Origin of the sequence: Blastococcus sp. MG754426, assembly GCF_021699055.1 — a bacterium.
Taxonomy (GTDB): Bacteria; Actinomycetota; Actinomycetes; order Mycobacteriales; family Geodermatophilaceae; genus Blastococcus.
Map to the genome: position 1 here is coordinate 88,894 of NZ_SSXC01000005.1, position 24,367 is coordinate 113,260.

The following is a 24,367-nucleotide window of genomic DNA, read 5'->3' on the forward strand; positions in this document are numbered from 1 at the left end:
GAGTGGGTGTCAGGCCGGACGGCGGGCGCCGTCGAGCAGGTCGAACAGGACGTTGCCGTGCACCGGCAGCCGGTCGATGGCCAGGCCGTGCGGGGACAGCGCGTCGGTGACCGCGTTGGCCACGGCCACCGGGAAACTCATCGAGCTGCCCTCGCCGCTGCCCTTCGCCCCGAGCGGGGTCAGCGGCGACGGCGTCACCACGTGGTCGGTCACCAGGGGGAACCCGGCCTCCGCGGTGGTCGGGCAGAGGTAGTCCAGGAAGGTCGCCGCCGTCGGCTGGCCGCCCGCCGAGTAGGTGAACTCCTCGTACATCGCCCCGCCGAGGGCCTGGGTGAGCGCGCCGTGGACCTGGCCGTCGAACAGTGTCTGGTTGAGCACGGTGCCGGCGTCGTGCACCGAGGAGACCCGCTCGATGGTGATCTCGAGGGTGTCGGGGTCGATCCGCACGGCGACGAGCTCGGCGACGAAGCCGTAGCAGAGGCTGGAGTTGATCCGCTCGTCGCGGGTGGCCGCACGCACCTCGCGCGGGGCGAAGGCTGCCTCCTCGTAGAGCCGGGCCGGGGTGCCCTCGGGCAGCGCGCCGGGATCCCAGTGCACGACGCCGGCGGCGTGCCGGAAGAGCACGGACCGGCCGGGGTCACCGGCCACCCGGACCGCGCCGTCGGCGAGCTCGAGCTGCTCGGGTGGGGTCTCGAGCAGCACGCTGCCGGCGGCCTTCACCGTGCCGGCGATCCGGTCGCAGGCCGCGACGACGGCGCTGGTGACCAGCGGCGCGAAGCGGGAGGAGTAGCTGCCCGAGGTGACCGTCCACGGGGTGGTCGCGGTGTCCATCTCGATGACGACGCGGACCTGCTCCTCGGGCAGCCCGAGCCGCCGGGCGGCGACCTGCCGCGCGGTGGTGGCGTGCCCCTGGCCCTGCGGGACGCTGCCGAGCAGCACGGTGACGATGCCCTGGAGGTCGACGCTGACCCGGACGTGCTCGGTGGATCCGGACTTGTCGCGGCCGGGCTTGCGGTCGGCGGCGGGCGTGGCCAGCCCGACGTAGCCGATGTTGGTGCCGGAGGGGTCGACGACCGCGGCCAGGCCGATGCCGTAGAGCTCGCCGCGCTCCCGGGCCTCCGCCTGCCGGCGTCGCAGCTCGTCGAGGTCGGCGTTGCGCACCGCGAGGCGGATGGCCTCCTCGTAGTTGCCGGAGTCGTAGACGCCGCCGGTCGGTGTCTCGTACGGGAAGGCGTCGGCAGGCACCAGGTTGCGGCAGCGTGCCTCGACGACGTCGAGCCCGGTCGCCCTGGCGACGTCGTCCATCAGCCGTTCCAGTCCGAAGTACAGCTGCTGGCCGCCGAAGCCGCGGTTGAGCCCGGTGGGCATGGTGCTGGTGACGACGGCGCGGGCGCGGATCTGCACGGCCGGGATCCGGTAGGCGCCGGTGATGTTGCCGTAGCAGCGGTAGAGCGTGCTGGGCTCCGGCGGGCGCATGTAGGCGCCGACGTTGTCGACGAGGCACCGGTGTCCGGGCGTACTTGGAGGCCAGCGCCAGCAGGACGACGTAGGGATAGATGCCCGCCTTGATGCCGAAGCTGCCACCGATGTCGGCCGGCACGTGCAGCCGCACCCGGGAGGTCGGGATGCCCAGTGCCCCCGCCATGACCGGGACCATCGTGAACGGGCCGTGGAAGTTGGCCCAGGCCTCGACCGCGGGACCGGCCGGGTCGTCGGTCCAGTTCGCGACGACGGAGTAGCACTCCATCGGCACCGAGGAGTAGCGCGGGAAGTCGTAGGTGCCCGTGACGACCTGGGCGGCCTCGGCGAAGGCGCGGTCCACCTCGCCGAAGGTGAAGGTGCGATCGGTGGCGACGTTCGAGCCCTGGTCGTCGTGCAGCAGGGGGGCGTCCTGGGCCAGGGCGGCGCGGACGCCGACGACGGGGTCGAGCAGCTCGTACTCGACGTCGACGAGCTCGGCGGCGTCCTCGGCGATGAACCGGTCGCCGGCGACGACGACCGCCACCGGCTCGCCCACGTAGCGGACCTTGTCGGTGCCGGTCGGGAAGTACGGCATCCGGGTGGTCACCGACAGCGGGAAGGGCCTGAGCTCGGCGGCCACCTCCTCCGGCCCGATGACGGCGGCGACGCCGGGATGCCGGCGGGCACGGGACAGGTCCACCCTGCGGATCCGGGCGTGCGGGTGGGGGCTGCGGACGATCGCCGCGGTCAACGTGCCCGGCAGCGGGTCCAGGTCGTCGAGGAACCTCCCCTGCCCGGTGACCAGCGGGGCGTCCTCGATGCGGGTGGGGGTCCAGCGCGGGACGGTGTCGGTGTCGACGTCAGGCACGGGAGCTCCCGGGATCGGCTGCGGCCAGGGACTCGTACTCCCCGGCGGTCAGTGCGCGACGGAGGGTCTTGCCGACGGCGGAGCGGGGAATGGCGCTGATCGCCACGACGCGCTTGGGCCGCTTCAGCGACGGGAGGTGGGTCGTCGCGTAGTCCTGCAGCTCGCGCACGACGTGGTCGGGGGCGCGGCCGTCGGCGGGGACGACGAACGCGGTGACCACGCTGCCCCAGCGCTCGTCCGGCATCCCGACGACGCAGACGTCCGCGACGGCCGGGCAGCGCACGAGGGCGGCCTCGATCTCGTCGGGGTAGATGTTCTCGCCGCCTGAGTTGATCATGTCGTCGACCCGGCCGGAGACCCACAGGTCGCCGTCCTCGTCGGCGGTGGCGAGGTCGCCGGTGTAGTACCAGCCCTGGCGGATCGACTTCTCGTCGGCGTCCGGGCGGTGCCAGTAGCCGCCGAACGCCTCGGGGCTGGCCATGCTGGCGATGACCTGGCCCTGCTCCCCCGGACCGACCAGCGCCTCGGGCGCGGCGCCGACGACGGGCTCGACCAGCCGGACGCGGGAGAACAGCCCGGCGCGGCCGGCGCAGCCGGGCTTGCGCAGCCCGTCGGGGCCGATGGTGAAGGTGTAGATCTCGGTGCTGCCGTAGTGGTTGACCAGCACCTGCGGATTGAGCGCCTCGGCGAGCTGCTCGGCGAGGGCCGGGGTCATCGCCGCGCCGGCGTAGGCCAGGCGGTCGACCCCGGTGGCGGCGAAGCCGTCCTCGCGCAGCAGCGACCAGTAGATGGTGGGCACCAGGTACAGCGAGCTGACCTGCTCTTCCCGGATCAGCTGCACGGACTCGGCCGCGTCGAACCGCACCTGGGGCACCCAGGTGCCACCGCAGACGATGCTGGCCAGCAGCGTACGCAACCCCATCGTGTGGAACATCGGCATGACTCCGAGGACGACCTCGCCGTGCCGCAGCTGGGTCTGCACCAGGTGGGCGACCGCAGCGGTGTGCTCGGCGCGGTGCGACCGTGGCACGCCCTTGGGCCGGCCGGTCGTGCCGGAGGTGTAGAGCATGACGCTGATGTCGGACTCGTCGGGCGGGTCGCCGAGGGCACCGTCCGGCTGCCCGTCCACGGCCAGCTTCCCCACGTCGCGGTGCTGCGTCGAGATCCCGGCCTTCTCCGCCGTCGGAGCCGTGGTCTCGTCGGTGACCAGCAGTGCTGCCTCGGCGTCACCGAGGCAGTAGCCGAGTTCCTCGGGACCGAGGCGCGTCGACAGCGGGACGCTGACGGCCCCGAGCTTCTGGGCAGCCAGGTGCAGGCTGGCCAGGGGCTCGCCGCCGGCCAGGAAGAGCCCGACCCGGTCGCCACGCCGGACCCCGAGATCGGCCAGGGCACGGGCGAGCTGGTTGGTGCGCGCGTCCCATTGGCGGTACGACATGGGCCGGGGGCCACCGACCGCCCGGCGGTCCGGATGGCGCTCCGCGGTCCACGACAGGGCGGTGGCGAGGTCCATGCGTGACCCTCCGAAAGCCGATCGCCGATGATCTGTATTGGACCATACAGACCGGAAGATTAAGCTGGCAACGTGGCGTCCGAACGGCTCTCCCCGACCTCCTACGTGGTGCTCGGGACGATCGGGTTGCGCGGGCCGTCCACGTCCTACGACCTCAAGCGGGCGGTCAACCGGTCGATCGGCTACTTCTGGACGTTCCCCCACGCTGCCCTGTACTCGGAGCCGCAGCGGCTCGAGCAGATGGGGCTGTTGACCGCCTCCAGCGAGCAGGAAGGCCGCCGGCGGCGGACCTACTCGCTCACCGAGGAGGGGCTGCGGGAGCTGCGCGCCTGGCTGGCCGCGCCGACCAACGAACACTTCCAGATGCGCGACGTCGCTGAGCTGAAGCTCTTCTTCAACGAGCTCGGGGAGCCCGGGAACGTGGCGCGGCTGGCGCGCGAGCAGATCGCCGCACACACCGAGCGGATCGCGGTCTACGAAGACATGCAGCGGCGGTACGGCGACGTTCGCGGCGTCGCCCCGCGCATGGTCACGCTCCGGCTCGGCCTGGAGATGGAGCACGCGGCGCTGCGGTTCTGGACCGCGTTGGAGAAGGACCCCGCCGCGTGGCTGCCCCCGGCGCCCGGCGACGCGGCCGCCGGGGGTAGGTCAACGACGCGGTAGCCGCGCGCGACTGCCCGGGCCGACGAGCGCCACGGCCCGGCCGATGGCAGAGATGACCCGAGGGCGGCCGTGGTTGGCCACCAGTGTTCGGCCGCCTGGCGCCGTCCGCATTCCCCCGTCGGGTGCGCCGTCAGACCACGGCCGAGGAGGTCTGCCCGCCGGCGGCCGTCAGCGCGTAGGTGAGCCCACCCAGACCCGCCGTGACGAGGACTGTGCCGGCCACGCCGAGGTGCGGCGCGGCCCGGGGATCCCGGGTCTCGGGGACGTGCCGGACCACGACCAGGAGCACGAGCAGTGCCAGCGGCAGGTTGAGCAGGAACACCGCCCGCCAGTTCCACTCGACCAGCCAGCCGCCGAGGAAGGGGCCGACCGCGCCCGCCACATCGCCGACCCCGGACCATGCCCCGACCGCGGCCGACCGGTCCGCGCCGGCGAAGGAGGCCGAGATGATCGCGAGACTTCCCGGGGTCAGAAGCTCGCCGCCCACCCCCTGCAGGGCCCGTGCGGCGATCAGCGTCTCGATGTCCCACGCCAGTCCGCACAGCAGCGAGGCGGCCGCGAACCAGCAGACGCCGACGACGAAGATCCGCCGGCGGCCGAACCGGTCGCTCAGCGACCCCCCGAGCGGGATCAGCGAGGCCAGCGTCAGCATGTAGGCGTTGACCGTCCACTGGAGGCCGGCGAATCCGGCGTCCAGGTCGGTGCCGATGCGTTCCAGGGCCACGTTGACGACCGTCGCGTCGAGCATGGCCATGCTCGACCCGAGCACGGTCGCCAGCAGCACCCACCGGGCCGCGGGGGTCTCCAGGGACTGCTGCACGGATCGGTGACAGGTTGGATCAAGCAGCCTGAGCGGCCAGTGTGGGTGTGATGCTCTCGTACTCGATGGGCGTGAGTCGACCGAGGGCGTCCTGGCGGCGCCGTCGGTGGTAGGTCCGTTCGATCCAGGTGACGATCGCGATCCGTAGCTCTTGTCGAGTGCGCCACTGCCGGCGGTCGAGCACGTTCTTCTGCAACAGGGCGAAGAGCGACTCCATGGCGGCGTTGTCCCCTGCTGCACCGACTCTGCCCATCGAGCCGATGCAGCAGTTCCAGGAGCGCTGAGCCGGCGTCAGCGCACCGGGTCGATCGGCGTGAGCACCCCCACCGCGCGCTCGATCTCCTCGGCGGCCTCCAGGCACAGCAGCTCCTGGAAGCGGTCGCCGATGACCTGCACCCCGACCGGGAGCCCACCCGTCGTCCCCCCGGCGACGGCGGCGGCGGGTAGCCCGAGGACATTGGCCGGCATGACCGGGCGCAGCAGCCGTATCGTCGCCGCCGCGCTCTCCGCGCTGTCGATGTCGAAGCCGGCCTTGAACGCCGGCTGGGTCCAGATCGGCGAGAGCATCAGCGGATACCGGGCCATGAACTCGGCCCACTGCCGCGCGATCGTGCGTCGCTCGACGAACGTCTGGACCAGCGTCTCGACGGTCAGCTCCGCGTAGAGCGGATCGACGAAGTCGAGGAACCGCATGCCGTCGGCGCCCATGAGCTGCTGGAGCAGCGGGCGCATCGCGCGCACGTCCGCGAGCAGCCACCGGCCCCAGACGTCGAGGGCCTGCTCGTACATCGGCGGCAGGACCTCCTCGACCTCGTAGCCGGCTGCCTGCAGGGTGTCCCCGGCCCGCCGCACGACGTCCTCGACGCCGGGGTCGGTCTCCCCGCCGGGCGGCGCCGCGATGAGCGCGACCCGCAGCGGCCCCTGCGGGCGCGGCAGCTCCAGCGGCACGGGGACCGTGGTCGCGTCCCGGACGTGCGGGCCGGCGATGACCGACAGGCCCAACCGGACGTCGGCCACCGTGCGCGCCATGACGCCGTTGACCTGCATCAGTTGCACGCTCAGGCCCGCGTCGAAGGGTTCGTTGGCGTGCGCCTCTGGCACGCGTCCGGTGGTCGGCTTGATGGAAGCGATGCCGCAGGCGTGCGCCGGGTTACGCAACGAGCCGCCGATGTCGTTGCCGATGCCGAGCGGCGTCATCCCGGCCGCCAGCGCCGCCGCATCGCCACCGCTGGAACCACCCGCAGTGACCGTCGGGTCCCATGGGTTGCGGGTCAGCCCGTGCAGGCTGGAGTCGGTGTGGATGCGCAGTGCGAAGTCGGGCATGTTGGTCCGGCCGATCGGAATCGCGCCCGCCGCCCGGAGCCGCTCCACCAGCGGGGCGTCCTGCGCGGCAACCGCCTCGGCAAGGGCGGGGATCCCCTCCGTCGTCGGCGTGCCGGCGACGTCGACGTTCTCCTTGACCGTGCAGGGGACGCCGTGCAGCGGGCCGAGGGGACGGCCTTCGGCCACGGCCCGGTCAGCCTCCCGCGCCGCCGCCCTGGCCTCGTCTCGCAAGACCCGGACGACGGCGTTGACGTGCCCGTTGACCTCGTCGATTCGGTCCAGGTGGGCATCCACCACCTCCGAGGAGGTCACCGCTCCCGTGGCGATCAGCCCGGCGAGCTCGCCGGCTCCGCGCTTCCACAGCGGAGTGCCCGCGGGGGCTGCATCAGGTCTCGTGGTCATCGGCGCGGTCTCCCGTCTGCGGGTGGCGAGCGGGGTCTTCGACCACCGGTCGCAGGTCATCGACATCCAGTCACGCCACGTTGGTCGCGTCAAGATCGCCGGATGTCCGAACATGGTGGACGGTTGACGAGCGGGGCGCTGGCGCGGTCCACCGGTGGCCGCACGCGCAGCGGCACAGAGCACGCCAGCGCGGCCAACGCAGCGGCTCGCTGCGCTGCTGGCGCCCTACGCCGACTCCACCGCCGGGCAGAACGGGCGGCTGCTCGACGCGCCGCCGGCGATCGGCGCCGTCGCCCTGGCACTATGGCCGGAGGAGCTGCGCGATGCGCGGCTCAACCTGTGCCAGCCGCCCCGCGGCGACCTCCAACTCCTGGGCACCTCGCTGCCACAGGTCGAGGCCGCGCGACGCCGTCACCGCTCCGGAGGACGCGAGCGTCGGCTCGGGGAGCGGACCGCGAAGAGGGTGACCACGAGGACGCCAACGGAGTATGTGGTCGACGCTTTGACGCTCTTCAACCGCCTACCGGCAGCCGTGTGCGTATGTAGCGTGTCGCCCCTCGGACACAGCATTGCCCTGGTGCCCCTGCAGGCAAGGAGCCCGGGGCGCTTCCATGCCAGGGCCTCTGAGCCATCGTGATACCCGCGTGATCCTTAGCGGCCCCGATCAGCCCTCGGGCAGCGCCGCGAACCGGTCGGCCGCTTGCCGCCCTACGCCGGGTGGACGTGCTGGTAGACGGTGAGCGTGATCGTGGCGCTTGCTGTCAACGACGGCCCAAAGTTGACCCCCTAGCGACGGCCGAAAATTGACCCCCTCGTGGTCATGCGTCTTCGGTGGCGGCCGCGGAGCGGCCGAGGTCTCGGTCTTTGAGCCGGTAGCTGTCGCCCTTGAGGGAGATGACTTCGGCGTGGTGAACCAGCCGGTCGATCATCGCGGCGGCGACGACCTCGTCACCGAAGACCTCACCCCAGCGGCCGAAGGGTTTGTTGCTGGTCACGATCAGCGAGTCCCGCTCGTAGCGGCTGGAGACGAGCTGGAAGAACAAGTTGGCGGCCTCGGGCTCGAAGGGCACGTAGCCGACTTCGTCGACCACCAGCAGCGGATAGCGGCCCAGGCGCCGTAGTTCGTCTTGCAGTCGGCCGGCGTGGTGGGCCTCGGCCAGCCGGGTGACCCACTCGGTGGCGGTGGCGAACAGGACCCGGTGGCCGGCCTGGCAGGCGCGGATGGCCAGGCCGGTGGCCAGGTGGGTCTTGCCGGTGCCGGGCGGGCCGAGCAGCAGCACGTTCTCCTTGGCGGTGACGAAGTCCAGCGTGCCCAGGTGCGCGATCAGGTCCCGCTTGAGGCCGCGGGCGTGGTCGAAGTCGAACTCCTCCAGGCTTTTGCGGGCCGGGAACCGGGCGGCGCGGATCCGGCCCTCGCCGCCGTGGGACTCCCGCGCGGAGACCTCCCGCTGCAGGCAGGCGATGAGGAACTCCTCGTGCGACCAGGATTGCTCGCGGGCCCGCTCGGCCAGCCGTGGCACCGCCTCCCGCAGGGTCGGTGCTTTCAGCGCGCGGGTCAGGAACGCCACCTCCGCGCCCAGGTCCCGGCTCATGCCACGCCTCCGTCGCTGAGGCCGAGCGCGGTGTCGTAGTCGCTCAGCGGCCGGACCTCGACCTCTTCTGTGTTCGGGGCCGGGCGCAGCAGCCCTATCCGGGCGGCGCGCAACGCCTTCGCCGCGGTGACGTGCTCATCGGCCGAGACCGTCTGATGCTTGGCCCAGATCCGCTCGTGGTCGGCCACCATCCGGCCGTCGCAGAGCACCCGCACCCGGTGCAGGTCGGCGAGCACCTCGACTCGCCGGCCGATCACCGCCGGATGGACCGAGTAGTCGTTGCCGTCCAGGCGCACGTAGTGGTCCCGCGCCAACCGGGTCGAGGCCCGCCAGCCGGTGGCCGGAGCGACGGGCGGCAGCGGCAGCATCCGCTCCAGATCCGCGGCGATCCGCTCGGTCGGTGCGCACCCCAGTGCCCTGCGGGGACGGGTGTTCACCAGCTGCAGCCAGGCGCTGAGCTGGGCGTTGAAGTCGGCCGGCCCGGTGAAGGTCCGGCCGGGGAGAAAGGATCGCTCGATGTAGTCGTGCAGCCGCTCCACCAGGCCCTTGGCTTCCGGGTCGGCCGGCCGGCAGATCAGCACCTTCGTAGCCAGCGTGCCGCGGAAGCCCTGGCACTCGGTGGTGAGCTCCGAGCGGCCGCCGCGCCAGCGACCGACCGCGCCCTCGCCGTCCCAGACCAGCACCCGCGGCACCGCCCCCAGCGAGGCGAGCAGCTGCCACCAGCCGGCGAACAGGTCCTCCCCGGTGCGGGAGGGGATCAGCACCCCGGCGGCCCAGCGGGAGTAGCCGCAGACCATCGTCAGCACCGGCAGCTGCTTCGCGGTCCGGCTCTGACCGTGGCCGACGGGCAACGTGATCGGCGGGAACCACAGATCGAACTGGGCGATCTCGCCGGCCACATAGGCCGTTCGCGACGCCGGATCCGGAGGCAGATAGACCGGCCGCAGCTCGGCCACCCGCTTCTTGAGCACGGTCATCGACCGGGTCCAGCCGATCCGCTCGGCGATCACCGTGGCCGGCATCGTCGGGAACGCCTGCAGCAGTTCCCGGACCCGTGGCTCGACCTCATCAACGATCGACGCCCGTTCGGCTCGCTCGTACTTCGGTGGCCCGTCGGCCCGCAGCGCCGACCGCACCGTGTGTCGCGAGACGCCCAGCACCCGCGCGATCTGCTTGATCGGGATGCCTTCGGCCCGATGCAGCCGGCGGATCTCCGCCCCAATCCTCCACGGACAACACCTCGTCCCTCCCCGGCTCGGCTCGAGCCAGGGTCTCGGGAGGGGGTCAGATTTCGAGCGTCGCGAGGGGGTCAGTTTTCAGGCGTCGTCGACACTTGCGTGGCCTGCCGCCAGGGAGTCAGTCTTCGAGCGCCATCGACAAGCGCCGCGGAGTCTGCGCCGCCTCCGTTGGCCGGCCCCGCCCGCAGGCGGGCGGGCCGCGGCTCACCAGTCGCGCCCGGGCGCTCGCCCGGAACTACGACGGGGACCTCAGCGCCCCCCAAGCCGCGCGCCGAGCACGATCGATGTCCGAGGCGGGCGCTTAGGGTCGCCCTGCGCAACCGCGCCGCCACCGAAGCCGCGGCGAGATCACCGCCGCCAGCCGCGTCACCGTGCTGGCCGCGACCTGGTACGCAGGGCTGAGAGGCCTCTGGCCCTCACGATGCAGGCGCCATGGCTGTCTCGACCGCCAGCTCCTTCCCCGCCTGTGCCGACAACCCATTCGCGAGCCTTGTGTCGACAGATGTGACAGAACCCACGTGACCGGCCAGCCGAACTCCACGTCGTCCGACGAGCACACGGGGCTCTCGGAACCCGCGATCGGCACCAGCCCTCAGGTCAGCAACTGCCTCTCCATGAGGACCTTCACCAGCTCCGCTCGCCGTCGCACGCCGAAGCGCTTCAACATCTGGGCGATGTTGAGCTTGATCGTGTGCACGCTGAACTGCAGCGCTTCGGCGATCTGGTGGTTGTCCTTGCCGTCCGCCACCAGGCGCAGGATGGCCAGCTCTCGCTCGGTGAGCGCGGAGTCCTTGCCGTGCTTGGATCCGATGAGCGACGCGTTGACCACCCGCGGATCGAAGTAGGCCCCCTCGGCTTTCGCGCTGCGCAGCGCGTGCGGGAGCGCGCTCGTCGACGTGTCCTTCAGCAGGTAGCCGACCGCGCCGGCGTGGATGGCGCCCTGCAGGAGGTCTTCGTTGGCGAACGCGGTGAACATGAGGATCCCTGTTCCAGGTGCGCGCTCGGACAACTCCTCGCACAGGGGGAAACTGTTGCCGGCGCCGAGGCGCAGATCGAGCAGGACGAGGTCAGGCTTCGTCTCCTCGACCAGTTCGAGACCCCGGCGGGCATCGGTCGCGCCGCCGCAGTACTCCAGGTCCGGTTCCCTGGCGGCCATGGCTTCGACTGCGAACAGGATGATGTCGTGGTCGTCGATCGCGCTGAAGCGCACGAGCTCGTCCATCACGTCACCAGGTCCGGGGCACATCGAGGCACAGCTGGGTGCCGTCGTCCACACTTGAGGCGATCGTCAGCGAGGCCCCGATCCTGGCCGCTCTCCTGCGCATGGACGTGAGACCGAGATGCCCCATGCTCGACAGCTGGGCCGGGTCCAGATTCACGATGGGAGAACCTCGGCCATCGTCCGTGACGCGCAGCGTGACGCTGGTCGGTGAGCTGTCGATGCTGATGGTCTGCGCGGTGCAACCGGAGTGCTTGAGGGAATTGGTCAGGGCCTCGGCGCCCACCTGAATGATGGCCTCGGCGACGTGGGACGGCAGCGGGGTCTCCGTATTGGGGCCGAGGACGAGGACCGTCCGGGAGACGCCGGGCCGCGCCTTGATGGAGGTGATGCTGTCGAGCACCTGGCTGACGGTCATCTGGGCAGGCCCGCGCGGCACCAACTCGCTGAGCTCCGCCCGCAGGGTCTGCAGTGCGTCCGCCGCTGACTGGCGGATGGCCTCGACCGAAGCCGCAGCCACCCCGCCTTCGGCCGATGCCGCAGCCTGCTCAGCGGTGAACCCGATCTCGACCAGCGAGCGCACTACGGAGTCGTGGATGGCGTGCGCGAAGTCCTCGCGCAGTCGGCCCAGCCGGGCGCTCTGGGCGGATTCCTTGAACTCGGAGGTGTCCATGAGCAGGGACACGTACTCGGCGAACTCACTGAGCAGGCGCTCGTCCGTCTCGCTGTACGGCCGTGGAGTCCGGTTGCCCACGTAAAGGACGCCGTGGACGTCGCTCCCGCTCCGGGCCAGGGGGGCCGCGACAGCGGAGAGGATTCCCTCGTCGAGCGTCTCGCTCACCGGCGCCTCAAGTAGCCGCTCGTCATGGGCGTAGTCGATGGAGCTGACTACCCTTCCCGTCCTACGGGCCAAACCGCCCAGGCCTTGGCCGAACTCCATCCGAAGGTGCCGGAAATCAGGGGTGTAGACCTTGGAGAACGACGCGAAGTAGTAATGCGTGCCGCTCGGCTCCTGCTCGGGCAGCGCCAGATAGGCGGCGTCCGAGCGGAGCAGCACCCGCGCGGTGTCGACCAGGGAGCGCAGTCGTCCCATGGGTCCCGCGCCGCTGGTGTCGGCAGCCAGGACCGACCGGAGGGCCGAGCTGAGCTGACGTTGGATCTGCAGGGTGCCGCTCAGGCGTGACTCCCGCAGCGTTCGCGTCAGCCGGGCCACGTCGGCGACCGCGCTGAGCCGCTCGAGTGAATGGCAGTCACCGCCCTCGACCTCGATGCCGACGAGCACGACCCCTCGACCGAACGGATCGCGCCACGGCATGGCCAGGGCCGACGCCAGGTGCAGGCCGAACGGGCGCAGCCTGGACTGGGCCGCCACTCCGGACAGGGTTTCCGGCACCAGCGAGTCCAGCGGCTGGTTCAGGCGCAGCGGCTCGTTCGCGATCGCCGGTTCGAGTCCTGCCGAACAACTGTCGGAAAGGACGAAGAAGTCACTGCGCCGAGTGCCTGTCGGCTGGTACAGGGCGGTGGCCCGCTCGCTGAGGACCGCTTCCCGTAGCTCGACGAGGATGTCCCGAAGCGAGTCGAACACCGCCCGAGAGCCGCCGCCGTCCGCCCAGTAGACCTGCGCTGCCTCCGGGATCATGCCGCACGCCAGCGACGGAGGACCGAGGGACCACCGGGTTCCAGCGGCACGGGTGCGGGGTGTACCAGGGGACGGCCCTCCTGTGGCCGGAGCTGGGGGGCTCCCCCCGAGCATAAGTGATCGGCTCGGGGGGAGCGTCACCCTACTGCCGCGCGAAGCTGGAGTCGGCGGGCGCCGGCTCCACTCCGCGGGCGTCGGGCAGTGCCATCTTGCGGCGGTCCTCGTCATCGGGCACCCAGCACCGCGCGATCTCGTCCATGGTGGCGAACCAGACGCCGTCCTTCTCCACGAGGTGCTGGATGAGGCGCTCGTACCACATAATGTGGTGCGCCTGCCCGATGATCTGCGGGTGCACGCACGTGGCGTACACGGCGTTGTCGACGTTCTCGTAGGCGTAGTCGAAGATGTCCCGCCAGCGCCGGAAGATGGTCTCGGTGTCCTGCATGCCCGTCGACACGCCGGTGTAGGCCAGTGGCGGGAAGTCGTCGAGGTACCAGTTCACCGGGATCTCCAGCACCTCACTGGCCTTGCCGGCGACATTGCCCTTCTCCCAGTTCACCTGCCACCGCTGGGGGTGGTAGGGCACGAGGTCGCGGGCCATGAGGCTCGTGTCGTAGGTGAACCCGGACTCCTCGATGATGTCGAGGGTGTTGTCGCTGTAGTCCCAGTACGGGGATCGGTAGCCGGTCGGGCGGATGCCCAGTTGGTTCTTGAAGCTGTCGAAGGCGAGGTCGACCAGTCGCCGCTCGGTGTCGCGGGTGATTCCCGGCGGGATCTCGTGGTAATAGCCGTGGTGCCCGAACTCGTGCCCGTCCTCGAGGATCTTCCGGCACCACTGGGGGAACGTGTCCACGGAATGGCCGGGAGTGAACCAGGTCGACTTGATGTCGTAGCGCTTGTACAGCTCGAGCAGCCGCGGCACTCCCACCTCGGCACCGAATTCGCCGCGTGACATGAAGGCCGGGCTCGGCCGGTTGAACGCTCCCAGCCAGAGGGCTTGGGCGTCGAAGTCCGTGCCCAGGTTGACGGCGATCTTCTTTCCTTCTGGCAGCTGCAGGTGTCCCACGTGCGTGACCTTCTCTCTGTTGTTGGAGGGATCCGGTGGACGTGACCGTCAGTCGTCCGACGGCAGGAGTTCGACCACCCGCTCGGCCGCTGCCTCGATCCGGTCGCGGCTGTACAGGAGCGGGAAGGCGGTGTTCTGCGCCCAGGGCTCGAACAGGTCGGCGTAGTGCGGGCTGTCGTGGTTCCCGGACTGTCCGGGCGCGTTCATCGCCGTCGAGGAGTCCCACTCCCCCACGTCGATCGCGATGCGGAACGTCGATCCGGCGGTCTGGACGAAGTTCGGTCCGTAGGCTATGTTGCCTACCGTGTCGCCGCTGCCTCCGCGCGGCAACGGGCCCACGGAGAGCCGGTCCTCCGGGACACCGGTCAACAGCGCCCTGAGCGGGTGGGTGGCGCGGGTGACGTGCAGCCGGCCCCAGGCCCACTCACCGCGGTCCGATCCGAGCAGCTGCTCGAGGTCGGCCACCGCCGACGCCAGCGTCCGTGGCACGGCGGCGGCCAGGAAGCCGGCTGGGTCGGACCCGAGCCGATTCCCCGGTGACTCCAGGAGCTCGATGTCGATGCGGGCGTCGGCGAGCAGGTCCTCCTTGTTGGCGATGGCGGCCAGCACGTCGGCGTTGTCGTCGCGGCCGGTCACCTGGGCGACTGCTCGGCCGAGCACCGCCGGCCGCAGATGCCGCCGGTACCACACCTCGAACAGTGCTGCCGCCGGTGAGTCCGCACGGAGGTCACCGTCCCAGTCCAGCAGCAGGCCGAGCCCGTCGAGCTCGTCGCGGTCCGGGAGATCCAGTTCTCTGACCACTGCGAGGATCCGCCGGGCGGGGATGCTGACGTAGTCGCCCTGCAGGTCCACCATGTCCTGGACGGTGGCCGCGCTCATGCCCTCGAGCACGTCATCGATGCGGTGTCGGCGGTACGGGGCGTACCAGTCGTAGGTGATGTGCCGATCCGCAGGGAAGTCCTCGGGCAGGTTCATCTCGTTCGCGGTGGCCAGCCATCCCTTGTCGGGGTTGTACGCACCGGGCAGCTCGTCCATGTCGTAGAAGCCGGCCCACTCGTACCTGCCATCGCCGGGGACCGGCAGCGTGCCGTCCCAGTTGGGACGGATCGGGGTGAGGCCGCCGGTCTTCCAGCCGATGTTCCCGCCGATGTCGGCGTAGACCTGGTTCTCGGGAGGCGCTCCCCACCGGTTCATCGCGCCCAGGAACTCGTCCCAGTTGCGTGCCCGCATGTAGTCCATGCTGCCGAGGTACGGCGCCATGCCAGGTTCCAGCCAGGCGGCTCGCACGGCGAAGGCCGTGCCGGCGGCGGGATCGCTGTGGATGACAGGACCATGCCGGGTGAAGACGAGCTCAACCTCGATCTGCTGGCCGTCGGCCACGTCGATCGTGTCGTGCTCGACCCGCATCCGTTCCCACCGACCCTGGTACCGATATTCCAAGGGGTCGTCGGGGTTGAGCTCGTAGACGTACAAGTCCTCCTGGTCGATCGCGAAGATCGTCAAACCGAACGCGATCTGGCCGTTGTGGCCGATGCTGATGCCCGGCAGTCCGGGTTCACCACCGCCGATGACGTCGAAGCCGGGAGCGCTCAGGTGAGCCAGGTAGCGCAGGCCGGGAAGCGCCGCGGCCGCCCGGTGCGGGTCGTTGGCGAGCAGCGGGCGCCCGGTGGCGGTCCGGTCTCCGGAGAGGACCCAGTTGTTGCTGCCCTCGGGCAGGACCGCGCCCTGTGCTTCATCAGGTTGACGTGCGGTGAAGACAGGCGGAGTGGTGGCCAGCTCGTACACCGCCAGGACGTCGTCAGGGATCTTCGCCAGGTCGAGCCCCTCCGGCACGACCAGGTCTCGGTGCGGCTCGCGACGTCGCCGGAGCTCCTCGACGGCGACGCCGTGGTCCCGGACCGTGAAGGCTCGCGCCACCTCCTCGCGCAGGTTGTAGAACAGCCCGTGGCTACGAATGCGGGTGACGTCTGTGGGAGCCCAGAAGGAGGGCTCGTAACCCAGTTCACGGAACTCGATGGGCAGCAGATCCGGGTCGTCGCGGGTTAGCTGGACGAAGGCATTGATGCCCTCCACGAACGCGGTGCTGGCGCGCTTGGTGTCCGAGCCATAAGACAACCAGTCGGCGTGGGCGTCCCCGCGAAATAGGAACAGGCGCGCTGCCCGGTCACGCTCGACGTGGTCTTCGCCGAACACCTCGGACAGCCGCCCCAGGCCCCGTCGCCGCCAGAAGTCGATCTGCCAAAGGCGGTCCCGCGCGGCGTTGAAGCCCTGGACCCTGAACGCGTCGTAAGTGGTGGCTGCATAGATGTGGGGGACGCCCCACCGATCGATGATGATCTGCGCCGGCTCCGTCAAGCCCGGCAGGACGAAGGTGCGCTTGTCGAGGTTGTGTTCCCGAAGAGAAATGGTTGCTCAACTCCCTCGTTGGGGTTACGTCGCCGAGGTCAGGCCGCTGCGAGCCGGCTACCGACTGCCGTCGCGTCGTCCGACCACACCCACTCAAGCCGCAACCGAAGAGGCCACGCGGACAGGGTTGCCTGATCCGAACGGTGACCTGCGACTAGCCATACGGTTAGGTCGGTGACCGTTCGATGCTGCGGAACGCCGGGTCGATTCATCGACGAGTGCCTCTGGGGACTTCCGATCGCCATTTCAACCGCCTTGGCCGGCGACCTGTACCCGTGCACCAATATGGTGACCCGCGAGATTGACTCACCGGCCGGTCCGCCGTTCCCAGAGGAGGTCTGTGAAGGGCTCGCCTCGTGCCACTCGACTGCGACGAGATCCACTGGAGACTCCGCGCGAACGACAGAACCAGGGGTATGCGGTCCCGGCAGGGCGATGTTCCACGACCTGCGCCAGCCCCCAGCCGTACTGCTCGAGAAACGCCTGGCTAACGCTGGCATTCTGCGACGAGTCCTAGATCGGCGACCCGGCTGAGGCACAGCGGTCCCAGCCGTGTGCGCATGTAGCGTGTCGCCCCTCGAACACCACGAAGTGAGCGATCGCCCACTGTCGGGACCTGCACCCGCTTCGTTGCGACCAGCCGGTCCTGGACATGCCGGCCGGACCGTGACCACATCGCCGGACGCACGCGTTCCTCCGGGCGGGGAAAGGTTCAGCGCCGTGGCGTCCTCCCGCTCGCGCGCAGCCGGAGCTTCCCTGTCACTGATGCCGCCAGCGCATCCTCTCCCCCGGCCCAGCGTGGCTGCGCAGGCATCAGCACGCCGGGCGCTGCCCGATCGTCAGGCGTGGCGTTCCACGGAGGACAGCAGCTCGCGCAGCAGGTCGTCGACCCGCCGCTGCTTGTCGGCGGAGAGGTCGCCGAGCAGTCGCTGCTGGACCTCCAGCCCGGCGACGACGGCCCGGTCGATGAGCTCGCGCCCGGCCGGGGTGAGCGTCACCAGCAGGGCGCGGCGGTCCTCGGGATCCGGTCGGCGGGCGACCAGGCCGGCGCGCTCCAGCCGGTCCAGCCGGCTGGTCATCCCACCGCTGGTGAGCATCAGGGCACTGGTGAGCCGCCCCGGTGACATGCCGTCGGGGGTGCCGGCGCGGCGCAACGTCGCCAGCACGTCGAAGTCTGCGCGGGTGATCCCGAACTCCGCGTAGGCCTGCTCCTGCGCGTCCCCGACCCGCTTGGCCGCCCGGTAGATCCGGCCGAAGACCGCCATGGCGGTGGTGTCGAGCTCCGGCCGCTCCCGCCGCCACTGCTCGACGATCTCGTCGACGCCGTCCCTGTCCGGCATGTGTGACCCCTCTTCCTCATGCCCTGGCAACACCCCGGCAGCTCCCGTGCAACCAAGATACATTTCCTCGTGTATCTTGCTAGCAAGATACTTGATGGCGAGATGAATGACGGGAGCGTGCCGCATGTCGACGTCCGCGCATCCGACCGAGGCCGTCCGGCCCTCCGCGACCCGGTCCGGCCCTGTCGGGGGCGCAGCGCCGGACGACCGGGGTCGCCGGGTGTGGGCGCTCACCACGGTCACCGCGCTGGCGCCCGCGTCATGGGGGACGACGTACGCGGTGACCACGGAGTGGTTGCCGCCCGACCGCCCCCTGCGGCCTGTCCAGGCTCCGCTGTTTCCGCAGGTCACCGCATGGTGCCTGGGCAGCTGCACAGCCCTGGTGGTCGGTCTCCCGGCTCCGCTGCTCGACGGACGGGACACCTGGGGCGATCTTGTCTCGCGCTGCGGGCAGTCGGACCTTCCAGGCCCGATGCCCCTTGACCGGTCCACCGGTTCCCTGCCTACCGTGATCCGGTGCGGGCGCTGCTGCTCGGACCGCTGGAGGTGCTCGACGACGCGGGCGCCCCGGTGACCGTGCCCGGGGCCAAGCAGCGCCGCCTGCTGGCGCTGCTCGCCGTGCACGCCGGGGAGGTCGTCTCGGCCGACCGGATCGTCGACGTGCTGTGGGGCGAGAAGTCCCCCCGCGATCCGGCGAACGCCGTGCAGGCCAAGATCGCCCAGCTGCGGCGGCTCCTCGAGCCCCGGCCCGCCGGCGCGACGGCGCGGGTGCTGGTCCGGCGCGCGCCCGGGTACCTGCTCGACCTGGCCGCGGACGACGTCGACGCGACAGTGTTCGCGCGCCTCGCCGGCCAGGGCCGGGAAGCCCTCGCCGCGGGCGACCCCGCGGCCGCTGCCGACCGGTTCCGCGCCGCGCTGTCCCTGTGGCGCGGTCCGCCGCTGGCGGAGTTCGCCGGGGAGGAGTTCGCCGCGGCCGCCGTCGCCCGGTGGGAAGAGGAGCGCGCCGTCGTCCTGGAGGACCGGATCGAGGCCGACCTGGCGCTCGACGGCGCGACCGGGCTGGTGCCCGAGCTGCAGGCGCTGGTCGCCGCGCACCCGACCCGGGAACGGCTGCGGGCGCTGCTGGTGCGGGCGCTGTACGCCGCCGGGCGGCAGGCCGACGCGCTGGCCGCCTTCCACCACGCCCGCCGGTTCCTCGACGAGGAGCTCGGCGTGTCACCCGGCCCGCAGCTGCGGGCCGCCTTCGAGGCGGTCCTGCACCACGACCCGGCGCTGACGAGCACCTCATCGGCGCGCCCGAGACCCGCGGCCCCGCGGGTGCCGCCCGCGGCACGGTTGCCGGCACCGCTGACGACGATCGTCGGCCGGGCCGAGGAGGTCGACGCGGTGGGCGCCCTGCTGGCCGGCAGCCGGCTGGTCACGCTGACCGGGCCGGGCGGCGTCGGCAAGTCCCGGCTGGCTCTGGAGGTCGCCCACCGGATCGGTGGGGACGGTGACGGCCCGTGGTGGGTGGACCTCTCCGTCGTCGGCTCCCCTGCCGAGCTGGTGCGCGAGATCGCCGCCGCCCTGGGCCTGGCCGACGAGCGGGCGGTCGGTGGCGGGACCGCGGACCCGCGGGCGCGGCTGGTCTCCGCCCTCGCCGAGCGGCCGGTGCTGCTCGTCTGGGACGACGCCGAGCACCTCGTCGCGGCGGTCGCCGAGCTGGCCGGGGAGCTGCTCGCGGCGGCCCCCGGACTGCGGCTGCTGGTCACCAGCCGGGAGCCACTGGGCCTGCCCGGTGAACAGATGCGTTCCGTCGCACCGCTGGGCTGTCCGCCGGACGGCGCCGGCGACGCAGACGCCCTGCGCCGCTCCCCCGCGGTGGAGCTCTTCCTCGACCGCGTCACCGCAGCCGCACCCGGTTTCGCGCTGGACGAGGCGACCGCCCCCGCGGTCGCCACCGTGTGCCGGGAGCTCGACGGGCTACCGCTGGCCCTGGAGCTGGCCGCCGCGAAGGTGCGCACCCTCGGGGTGACCGAGCTGGCCCGGCGGCTCGACGACCGGTTCCGGCTGCTGGCCTCTCGCACAGGGGTCCCCCGCCGGCGGCAGACCCTGCTGGCCGTCGTGCGGTGGAGCTGGGACCTCCTCGAGGACGCCGAGCGGACCCTGCTGGCCCGGCTGTCGGTGCTCGGCGGCCGCTGGCGGCTGGCCGCCGCCGAGCGGGTGGGCGCGGACGCGCGCCCGGACCTCGGGCGGACCGACGAGGTGGCCGGAGAGCCGGTCGCCGACCTGCTGGCGCGGCTGGTCGACAAGTCGCTCGTCGTCGTCGAGGCGTCGACCGACGGGGCTCCCCGCTACCGGCTGCTGGAGACCGTCCGGCGCTTCGCCGCCGACCGGCTGGCCGAACGCGGCGAGCAGGACGAGGCCCGCGCAGCCCTCGTCTCCTACGTCGGTGAGCTGGCCGCGCCGGCGACGACGGCGCTGCGCGGCGCCGACCAGCTGGAGACCGCCCGCCGGCTGGATGAGGAGCGGGCCAACATCCGGGCCGCCCTGACCTGGTCGGCAGACGCCGGCGACCGAGCACCGTTCATCCGGCTGGTCACCGACCTGTGCTGGTACTGGTACCTCACCGGACAGCCCGAGGAGGCGCTGCGCTGGCTGCGGCCCGCCGCCGCGGCAGCACGGTCCGACCCCGGTCCCGAGAACGCCCTCGCCACGCTGTGGGCCGCCTTCCTCGGCGCGGCCGCGGAGGGACCGGCCGCGTCCTGGCCCCGGATCGCCGACCTGCTTCCCCCACTGGACGGGGGCACCGCCGAGCAGCGGGTGATCGGTGGCTGCCTGGCCGTGGTGCTGGCCCGCGGCGCGGGTGACGCCGAGGCCGCCGAGCGGATCAGCACTGCCACCCGGTGGGTGGCCGTCGCCGCAGACGACCGGCACGGCCTGGCCACGTTGGACTACCTGGACGCGTTGCCGCCGGCCCAGCGCGGCGACCTGGCCACCGCCGGGGACCTGCTCGCAGAAGCGCTGGACCGCTTCGCCGAGGCCGGTGACCGCTGGGGACAGGTGCAGAGCCTCAACGGCCTGTACACCGTGGCCGAGGCGGCCGGGGATCTCGAGCGGGCCGGCGGGATCCTGGAACGGGCGCTGCCGCTGGCCGGTGAGCTGGGCGTCCGGGAGATGCAGGCGGTGCTGCTCACCCGTGCCGCCTCGCTGGCCCTGCGCCGGGGCGACGCCGCCGAGGCCGCCGCAGCCGCGGAACAGGCACGGTCGACCGCGGCCGAGGTCGGTTCCGCCCTGGTGACCGCGATGGCCGAGCACACCGCCGGGCTGGCTGCCCGCGGGCTCGGCCGGCTGTCCGCGGCCGCCACGGCGCAGGAGGCCGCCCTCGCCGTCTACCGCCGGGCCGGTGTAGCGACCGGGGCCGCAGCCACTCTGCGGGAACTGGGCACCGTGGCGCGGTTGACCGGTGACGTCGAGCGGGCGCGCCGGCTCCACCGGGGGGCGCTGCAGCACGCGCGGGCGGGCGGCGACCCCCGGCTGGTCGCCTCGGTCCTCGAGGCGATCGCCGTCGGCGCCGCCGCCGGCCTGCCGGCCACCGGGACGGACGGCGAGGGGACCGGTGAGCACACCTCCGCCGCCCGGCAGGTGCTGCGGGTCCTGGCCGCCGCGCGCGCACTCCGCGGCGGCGGCCCCCCGGACGACCCAGCCGACGTCGAGGACGCAACCGCCCGCGCCCGGATCATGCTCGGGAACCCGACCGGTGAGCCCGCCGCACCGGAGGCCCCCGCCGTGGAGCGGCTGCTCGACGAGCTCACCGCGGCAACCGACCACGGGCCCGGCCAGGACGCGGACACCGCAGAACCGGGCCGGTCCCATTGACCGGCCCGGCTCCCCGGGTCGACTCCGGCTTCAGCCCGCGCGGACCTCGTTCACCAGGTCGAGGACCGTGGCGGCCACCGTCGCTGCGTGGCCCCGGTCGGTCAGCACCGTGAAGTGCGTGGCGCCGGGCACCACGGTGCGGCGGGCGTCGGACGACAGCTCGGTGAGCTGCTCGTGCAGGCTCAGCTGCCGCTCCAGCAGCGCGGCCTGCGACGGGTCGCCGGAGGCATCGGAGGTGTCGGCGCCGCTGAGGATCCGCACCGGCAGGTCGCCCAGGTCCCGGTCGCGGGCGCCGTCGGCGACCGCGTCGAAGGCCGCGAACTCGGCCGCCGTCGCCGATGCGGCGCGCGGCGAGGCGCTCCACGCGGCGTAGGACGCGGCGGCCTCCTCGGGCATCCCGGCGGTCAACGCCTCGGCCGGGTTGTACAGCAGGGTGATGCCCACCCGCGAGGCGATCTTCATCAGGAGCGCGCCCGTCGACGCGCTGTCCACCGTCGCCTGCAGCTCCGGCGGCAGGTCGGTGTACTGGTCCTCGTGCGAGGGGTCCACCAGCACGACCCCGGCCGTCACCTCCGGGTAGCTCGCGGCGAAGGTGCGGGCGAACAGGCCGCCCAGCGAGTGCCCGACCAGCACGTACGGACCCTCCTCGCCCGCGGCGTCCAGTGCGGTCCGCAGGTCCCGGACCTGGCCGGCCGGATCCACCGGGCCGTCGCGGTCGTCGCTCCAGCCGATCCCCGCCCGGTCGTAGGACACGACGCGGACGTCGGAGGTGAGCATCTGCTGCACCCATGCCCAGGACGTCGACGGCGTGCCCATGCCCGCCTCCAGCACGACGGTCGGGCCGGTGCCGCGCGGCCCCTCGGCGTGCAGGTGCAGCCGGTGGTCGCCGACGTCGACCAGCCGGCCCGGCGCCGGGTGCTCGGACGCGTTGCGGTGCTGCACCAGGGCCTGCGCGCCGGCGCCGAACGCGGCCAGCACGCAGATGACAAGCACCAGGCCTGCGGTTGCGCGCAGCAGCCGGCGCCGCCAGGACCTGCGGCGCGGCGACCGAGCAGCGGGACGGTCGTCGCGGGGGATGCGACCGGTGGACAGTGCGGACATCGGGACCTCCGGGGGGCTTCTCGTCGGTGCAGCCCCACCGTGTCTCCCGGTTCTGACACCGCTCTGACACGGCTCTGGAGCGCGCGTCACCGTCGGGAGCCGTCCGGAGGTCGCCGGGGTGGGCTCCTGACGGCGATGGGCGTGACCCGCCGGTCACGGTCACTGCCCGTGGGAGTTCCGCTCATCTCCGGCGAACCGGCGTGCCCGCCGCTCACGCACGGCCATGCAGCCGGCGTGCGACACCAGGCACGTGTCGGCGGCGCGCCACGTGGAATGGTCCTCGACTGCGCTGACGAGGAGAGGTGGACCCAGTGAGATCACCGGTGCCCGACTACCTGAGGGAGATCCTGGACGCCTGCGGCGACGACGCGGGGGCCCTGGCGGGCTACATCCCCGAGCTGGCGTCAGCCGACCCGGACCGGCTCGCCGTGTGCCTGTCGACGATCGACGGGACGCTCTACCGCGCGGGCGACACCGACACCGAGTTCTCCATCCAGTCGATCTCGAAGCCGTTCGTCTACGCCCTGGCCCTGGCCGAGCGCGGGCTGGACGACGTCCTGGGGTGGATCGGCGTGGAGCCCAGCGGGGAGGCGTTCAACGAGCTCTCGCTGGAACGGGAGTCCAGGCGCCCCCGGAACCCCATGATCAACGCCGGGGCGCTCACGGCACACGCCCTGGTGGGCGACCCGGAGGACGACGTCGGCACCCGGGTGGAGCGGGTCCGGCGACTGATGTCGGACTTCGCCGGCCGTGACCTGCACGTGGACCGGAGCATCTACGAGTCGGAGATGTCGCAGGCCTACCGCAACCTGGCCATCGCCAACATGCTGCGCACCTACGGGGTGATCCGCCAGGAGCCGCAGGACGTCGTCCGCGGGTACACCCAGCAGTGCGCGATCTCGGTGACCGCGACCGACCTGGCGTCCATGGCTGCCACGCTCGCAGCGGGTGGTGTGCAGCCGACCACCGGCAAGCAGGTCGTGCCGGCCGAGGTGGCCCGGCAGGTGCTGAGCGTGATGATGACCTGCGGCATGTACGACGCCGCCGGGGACTGGATGACCACGGTCGGGTTCCCGGCGAAGAGCGGCGTCTCCGGAGGCATCCTGGGGGCGATGCCGGGGCAGCTCGGTCTGGCCACCTTCTCACCGAGGCTGGACTCCCACGGCAACAGCACGCGGGGAGTCCGGATCTGCACCCGGATGTCCGCCGACATGGGGATGCACATCATGCAGGCCCCGGAGCCGGCACGGTCGACGGTTCGACGGGACCGGACGCTTCGCGGGCCGGACGGCCGCCTCGCACGCGTGTGCAGCCTGCAGGGCACGTTGCAGTTCAGCAGCGCGGAACGCGTGCTGCGCACGGTGACCGACGGCAGTCCCGCCGCGGTGTTCGTCCTGGATCTCCGGCGGGTGGCGTCGGTCAACGACGTCGCTCGACGGATGCTCACGGAGATGCTCCGCCGCCTGCAGCTCGACGGCGCCGAGGTGGCGCTGCTCGACCCGGACCAGGTCCTCCGGCTGTCCGAGGAGGCGGTCGTGCGGCTCCCCGAACGATGGAGCTCACTCGCGCCGCTGGAGGGCCACGAACGGGTCTGACCTCGCAGCCCCGGGCGTTCCCCGCCCCGAGGCCAGGACCGGTTGCCGGACCAGCGGTCAGCCCGGCCTCTCCCCCGGCCTGTGCTGGCGACTCGCTCTGCCGGATCGAGCACCTCCATCAGGTCGCTCGCTCGATCCATGGCCGACGCGGCGAGGTGTGCTCCCGGCACGGCGCGGGCACCCCGGTCGGGTCGGTCCGCAGCACCCCCGGTCCGGCGGCGGCGAGACGGCGTCGCAGCGCACCTTCTCCCGCGTCCGCGGAGGTC

Annotated in this window: 14 protein-coding genes and 3 pseudogenes; 3 read left to right on the forward strand and 14 right to left on the reverse strand. The window is 72.0% G+C overall.

Annotated elements, in window-relative coordinates; all coding sequences use genetic code 11:
- Window positions 1-9: 9 nt before the first annotated feature.
- The 3 genes and pseudogenes from E9549_RS23985 to E9549_RS04180 form a co-directional block, all read right to left on the reverse strand.
- Window positions 10-1,305, reverse strand: a complete 1,296-nt coding sequence (locus E9549_RS23985) for a molybdopterin cofactor-binding domain-containing protein (RefSeq protein WP_308191117.1) — start codon at window positions 1,303-1,305, stop codon at window positions 10-12.
- Window positions 1,306-2,329, reverse strand: a pseudogene (locus tag E9549_RS23990) (xanthine dehydrogenase family protein molybdopterin-binding subunit); the annotation flags it as partial.
- Window positions 2,322-3,839: a class I adenylate-forming enzyme family protein gene (locus E9549_RS04180; protein WP_236825324.1), complete on the reverse strand. Its 1,518-nt coding sequence runs from the start codon at window positions 3,837-3,839 to the stop codon at window positions 2,322-2,324. The pseudogene E9549_RS23990 and the gene E9549_RS04180, both read right to left, overlap by 8 nt.
- Before the next feature lie 72 nt (window positions 3,840-3,911).
- On the opposite strand from E9549_RS04180, the gene E9549_RS23995 reads away from it, so the two are divergent.
- Window positions 3,912-4,502: a PadR family transcriptional regulator gene (locus E9549_RS23995; protein ID WP_236825325.1), complete on the forward strand. Its 591-nt coding sequence runs from the start codon at window positions 3,912-3,914 to the stop codon at window positions 4,500-4,502.
- 130 nt (window positions 4,503-4,632) lie between these two features.
- On the opposite strand, the gene E9549_RS04190 is transcribed toward E9549_RS23995, so the two are convergent.
- The 10 genes and pseudogenes from E9549_RS04190 to E9549_RS04235 form a co-directional block, all read right to left on the reverse strand.
- Entirely contained in the window at window positions 4,633-5,322 is a 690-nt protein-coding gene (locus E9549_RS04190) for an MFS transporter (RefSeq protein ID WP_236825326.1), read from the reverse strand.
- 19 nt (window positions 5,323-5,341) lie between these two features.
- Window positions 5,342-5,584, reverse strand: a pseudogene (locus E9549_RS04195) (integrase core domain-containing protein); the annotation flags it as partial.
- Window positions 5,585-5,613: 29 nt separating this feature from the next.
- A complete protein-coding gene (locus tag E9549_RS04200) occupies window positions 5,614-7,113 on the reverse strand; it encodes an amidase (RefSeq protein WP_236825327.1) in 1,500 nt (499 codons plus the stop codon).
- Between the two features lie 752 nt (window positions 7,114-7,865).
- Entirely contained in the window at window positions 7,866-8,639 is a 774-nt protein-coding gene (istB, locus tag E9549_RS04205; RefSeq protein ID WP_236825328.1) for an IS21-like element helper ATPase IstB, read from the reverse strand.
- Window positions 8,636-9,878: pseudogene (istA, locus tag E9549_RS04210) on the reverse strand (IS21 family transposase). Before istA ends, istB begins: the two are co-directional and overlap by 4 nt.
- Before the next feature lie 591 nt (window positions 9,879-10,469).
- Complete coding sequence (locus E9549_RS04215; RefSeq protein WP_236825329.1) at window positions 10,470-11,099, reverse strand: response regulator transcription factor; 630 nt, start codon at window positions 11,097-11,099, stop codon at window positions 10,470-10,472.
- Window positions 11,100-11,103: 4 nt separating this feature from the next.
- A complete protein-coding gene (locus E9549_RS04220; RefSeq protein ID WP_236825330.1) occupies window positions 11,104-12,735 on the reverse strand; it encodes a GAF domain-containing protein in 1,632 nt (543 codons plus the stop codon).
- A gap of 142 nt (window positions 12,736-12,877) precedes the next feature.
- On the reverse strand, window positions 12,878-13,801 hold the full coding sequence (locus E9549_RS04225; RefSeq protein ID WP_236825331.1) for a polysaccharide deacetylase: 924 nt from the start codon (window positions 13,799-13,801) through the stop codon (window positions 12,878-12,880).
- 48 nt (window positions 13,802-13,849) lie between these two features.
- Window positions 13,850-16,156: a penicillin acylase family protein gene (locus E9549_RS04230; RefSeq protein ID WP_236825332.1), complete on the reverse strand. Its 2,307-nt coding sequence runs from the start codon at window positions 16,154-16,156 to the stop codon at window positions 13,850-13,852.
- A gap of 890 nt (window positions 16,157-17,046) precedes the next feature.
- On the reverse strand, window positions 17,047-17,547 hold the full coding sequence (locus E9549_RS04235; protein ID WP_236825333.1) for a MarR family winged helix-turn-helix transcriptional regulator: 501 nt from the start codon (window positions 17,545-17,547) through the stop codon (window positions 17,047-17,049).
- Between the two features lie 516 nt (window positions 17,548-18,063).
- On the opposite strand from E9549_RS04235, the gene E9549_RS04240 reads away from it, so the two are divergent.
- Complete coding sequence (locus E9549_RS04240) at window positions 18,064-21,405, forward strand: BTAD domain-containing putative transcriptional regulator (RefSeq protein WP_236825334.1); 3,342 nt, start codon at window positions 18,064-18,066, stop codon at window positions 21,403-21,405.
- Between the two features lie 30 nt (window positions 21,406-21,435).
- Here E9549_RS04240 and E9549_RS04245 read toward each other — a convergent pair whose 3' ends face one another.
- On the reverse strand, window positions 21,436-22,506 hold the full coding sequence (locus E9549_RS04245) for an alpha/beta fold hydrolase (RefSeq protein WP_236825335.1): 1,071 nt from the start codon (window positions 22,504-22,506) through the stop codon (window positions 21,436-21,438).
- A 311-nt stretch (window positions 22,507-22,817) separates the two neighbouring features.
- Here E9549_RS04245 and E9549_RS04250 point away from each other — a divergent pair, with 311 nt between their 5' ends.
- Entirely contained in the window at window positions 22,818-24,101 is a 1,284-nt protein-coding gene (locus E9549_RS04250) for a glutaminase (protein ID WP_236825336.1), read from the forward strand.
- Window positions 24,102-24,367: the final 266 nt, after the last annotated feature.

Bases quoted from the DNA above. Each gene is read 5' to 3' on its own strand.
- E9549_RS23985 (WP_308191117.1), bottom strand. From the start codon at position 1,305: ATGGACGACGTCGCCAGGGCGACCGGGCTCGACGTCGTCGAGGCACGC.
- E9549_RS04180 (WP_236825324.1), bottom strand. From the start codon at position 3,839: ATGGACCTCGCCACCGCCCTGTCGTGGACCGCGGAGCGCCATCCGGAC.
- E9549_RS04200 (WP_236825327.1), bottom strand. From the start codon at position 7,113: ATGTCGATGACCTGCGACCGGTGGTCGAAGACCCCGCTCGCCACCCGC.
- istB (WP_236825328.1), bottom strand. From the start codon at position 8,639: ATGAGCCGGGACCTGGGCGCGGAGGTGGCGTTCCTGACCCGCGCGCTG.
- E9549_RS04215 (WP_236825329.1), bottom strand. From the start codon at position 11,099: ATGGACGAGCTCGTGCGCTTCAGCGCGATCGACGACCACGACATCATC.
- E9549_RS04220 (WP_236825330.1), bottom strand. From the start codon at position 12,735: ATGATCCCGGAGGCAGCGCAGGTCTACTGGGCGGACGGCGGCGGCTCT.
- E9549_RS04235 (WP_236825333.1), bottom strand. From the start codon at position 17,547: ATGCCGGACAGGGACGGCGTCGACGAGATCGTCGAGCAGTGGCGGCGG.
- E9549_RS04245 (WP_236825335.1), bottom strand. From the start codon at position 22,506: ATGTCCGCACTGTCCACCGGTCGCATCCCCCGCGACGACCGTCCCGCT.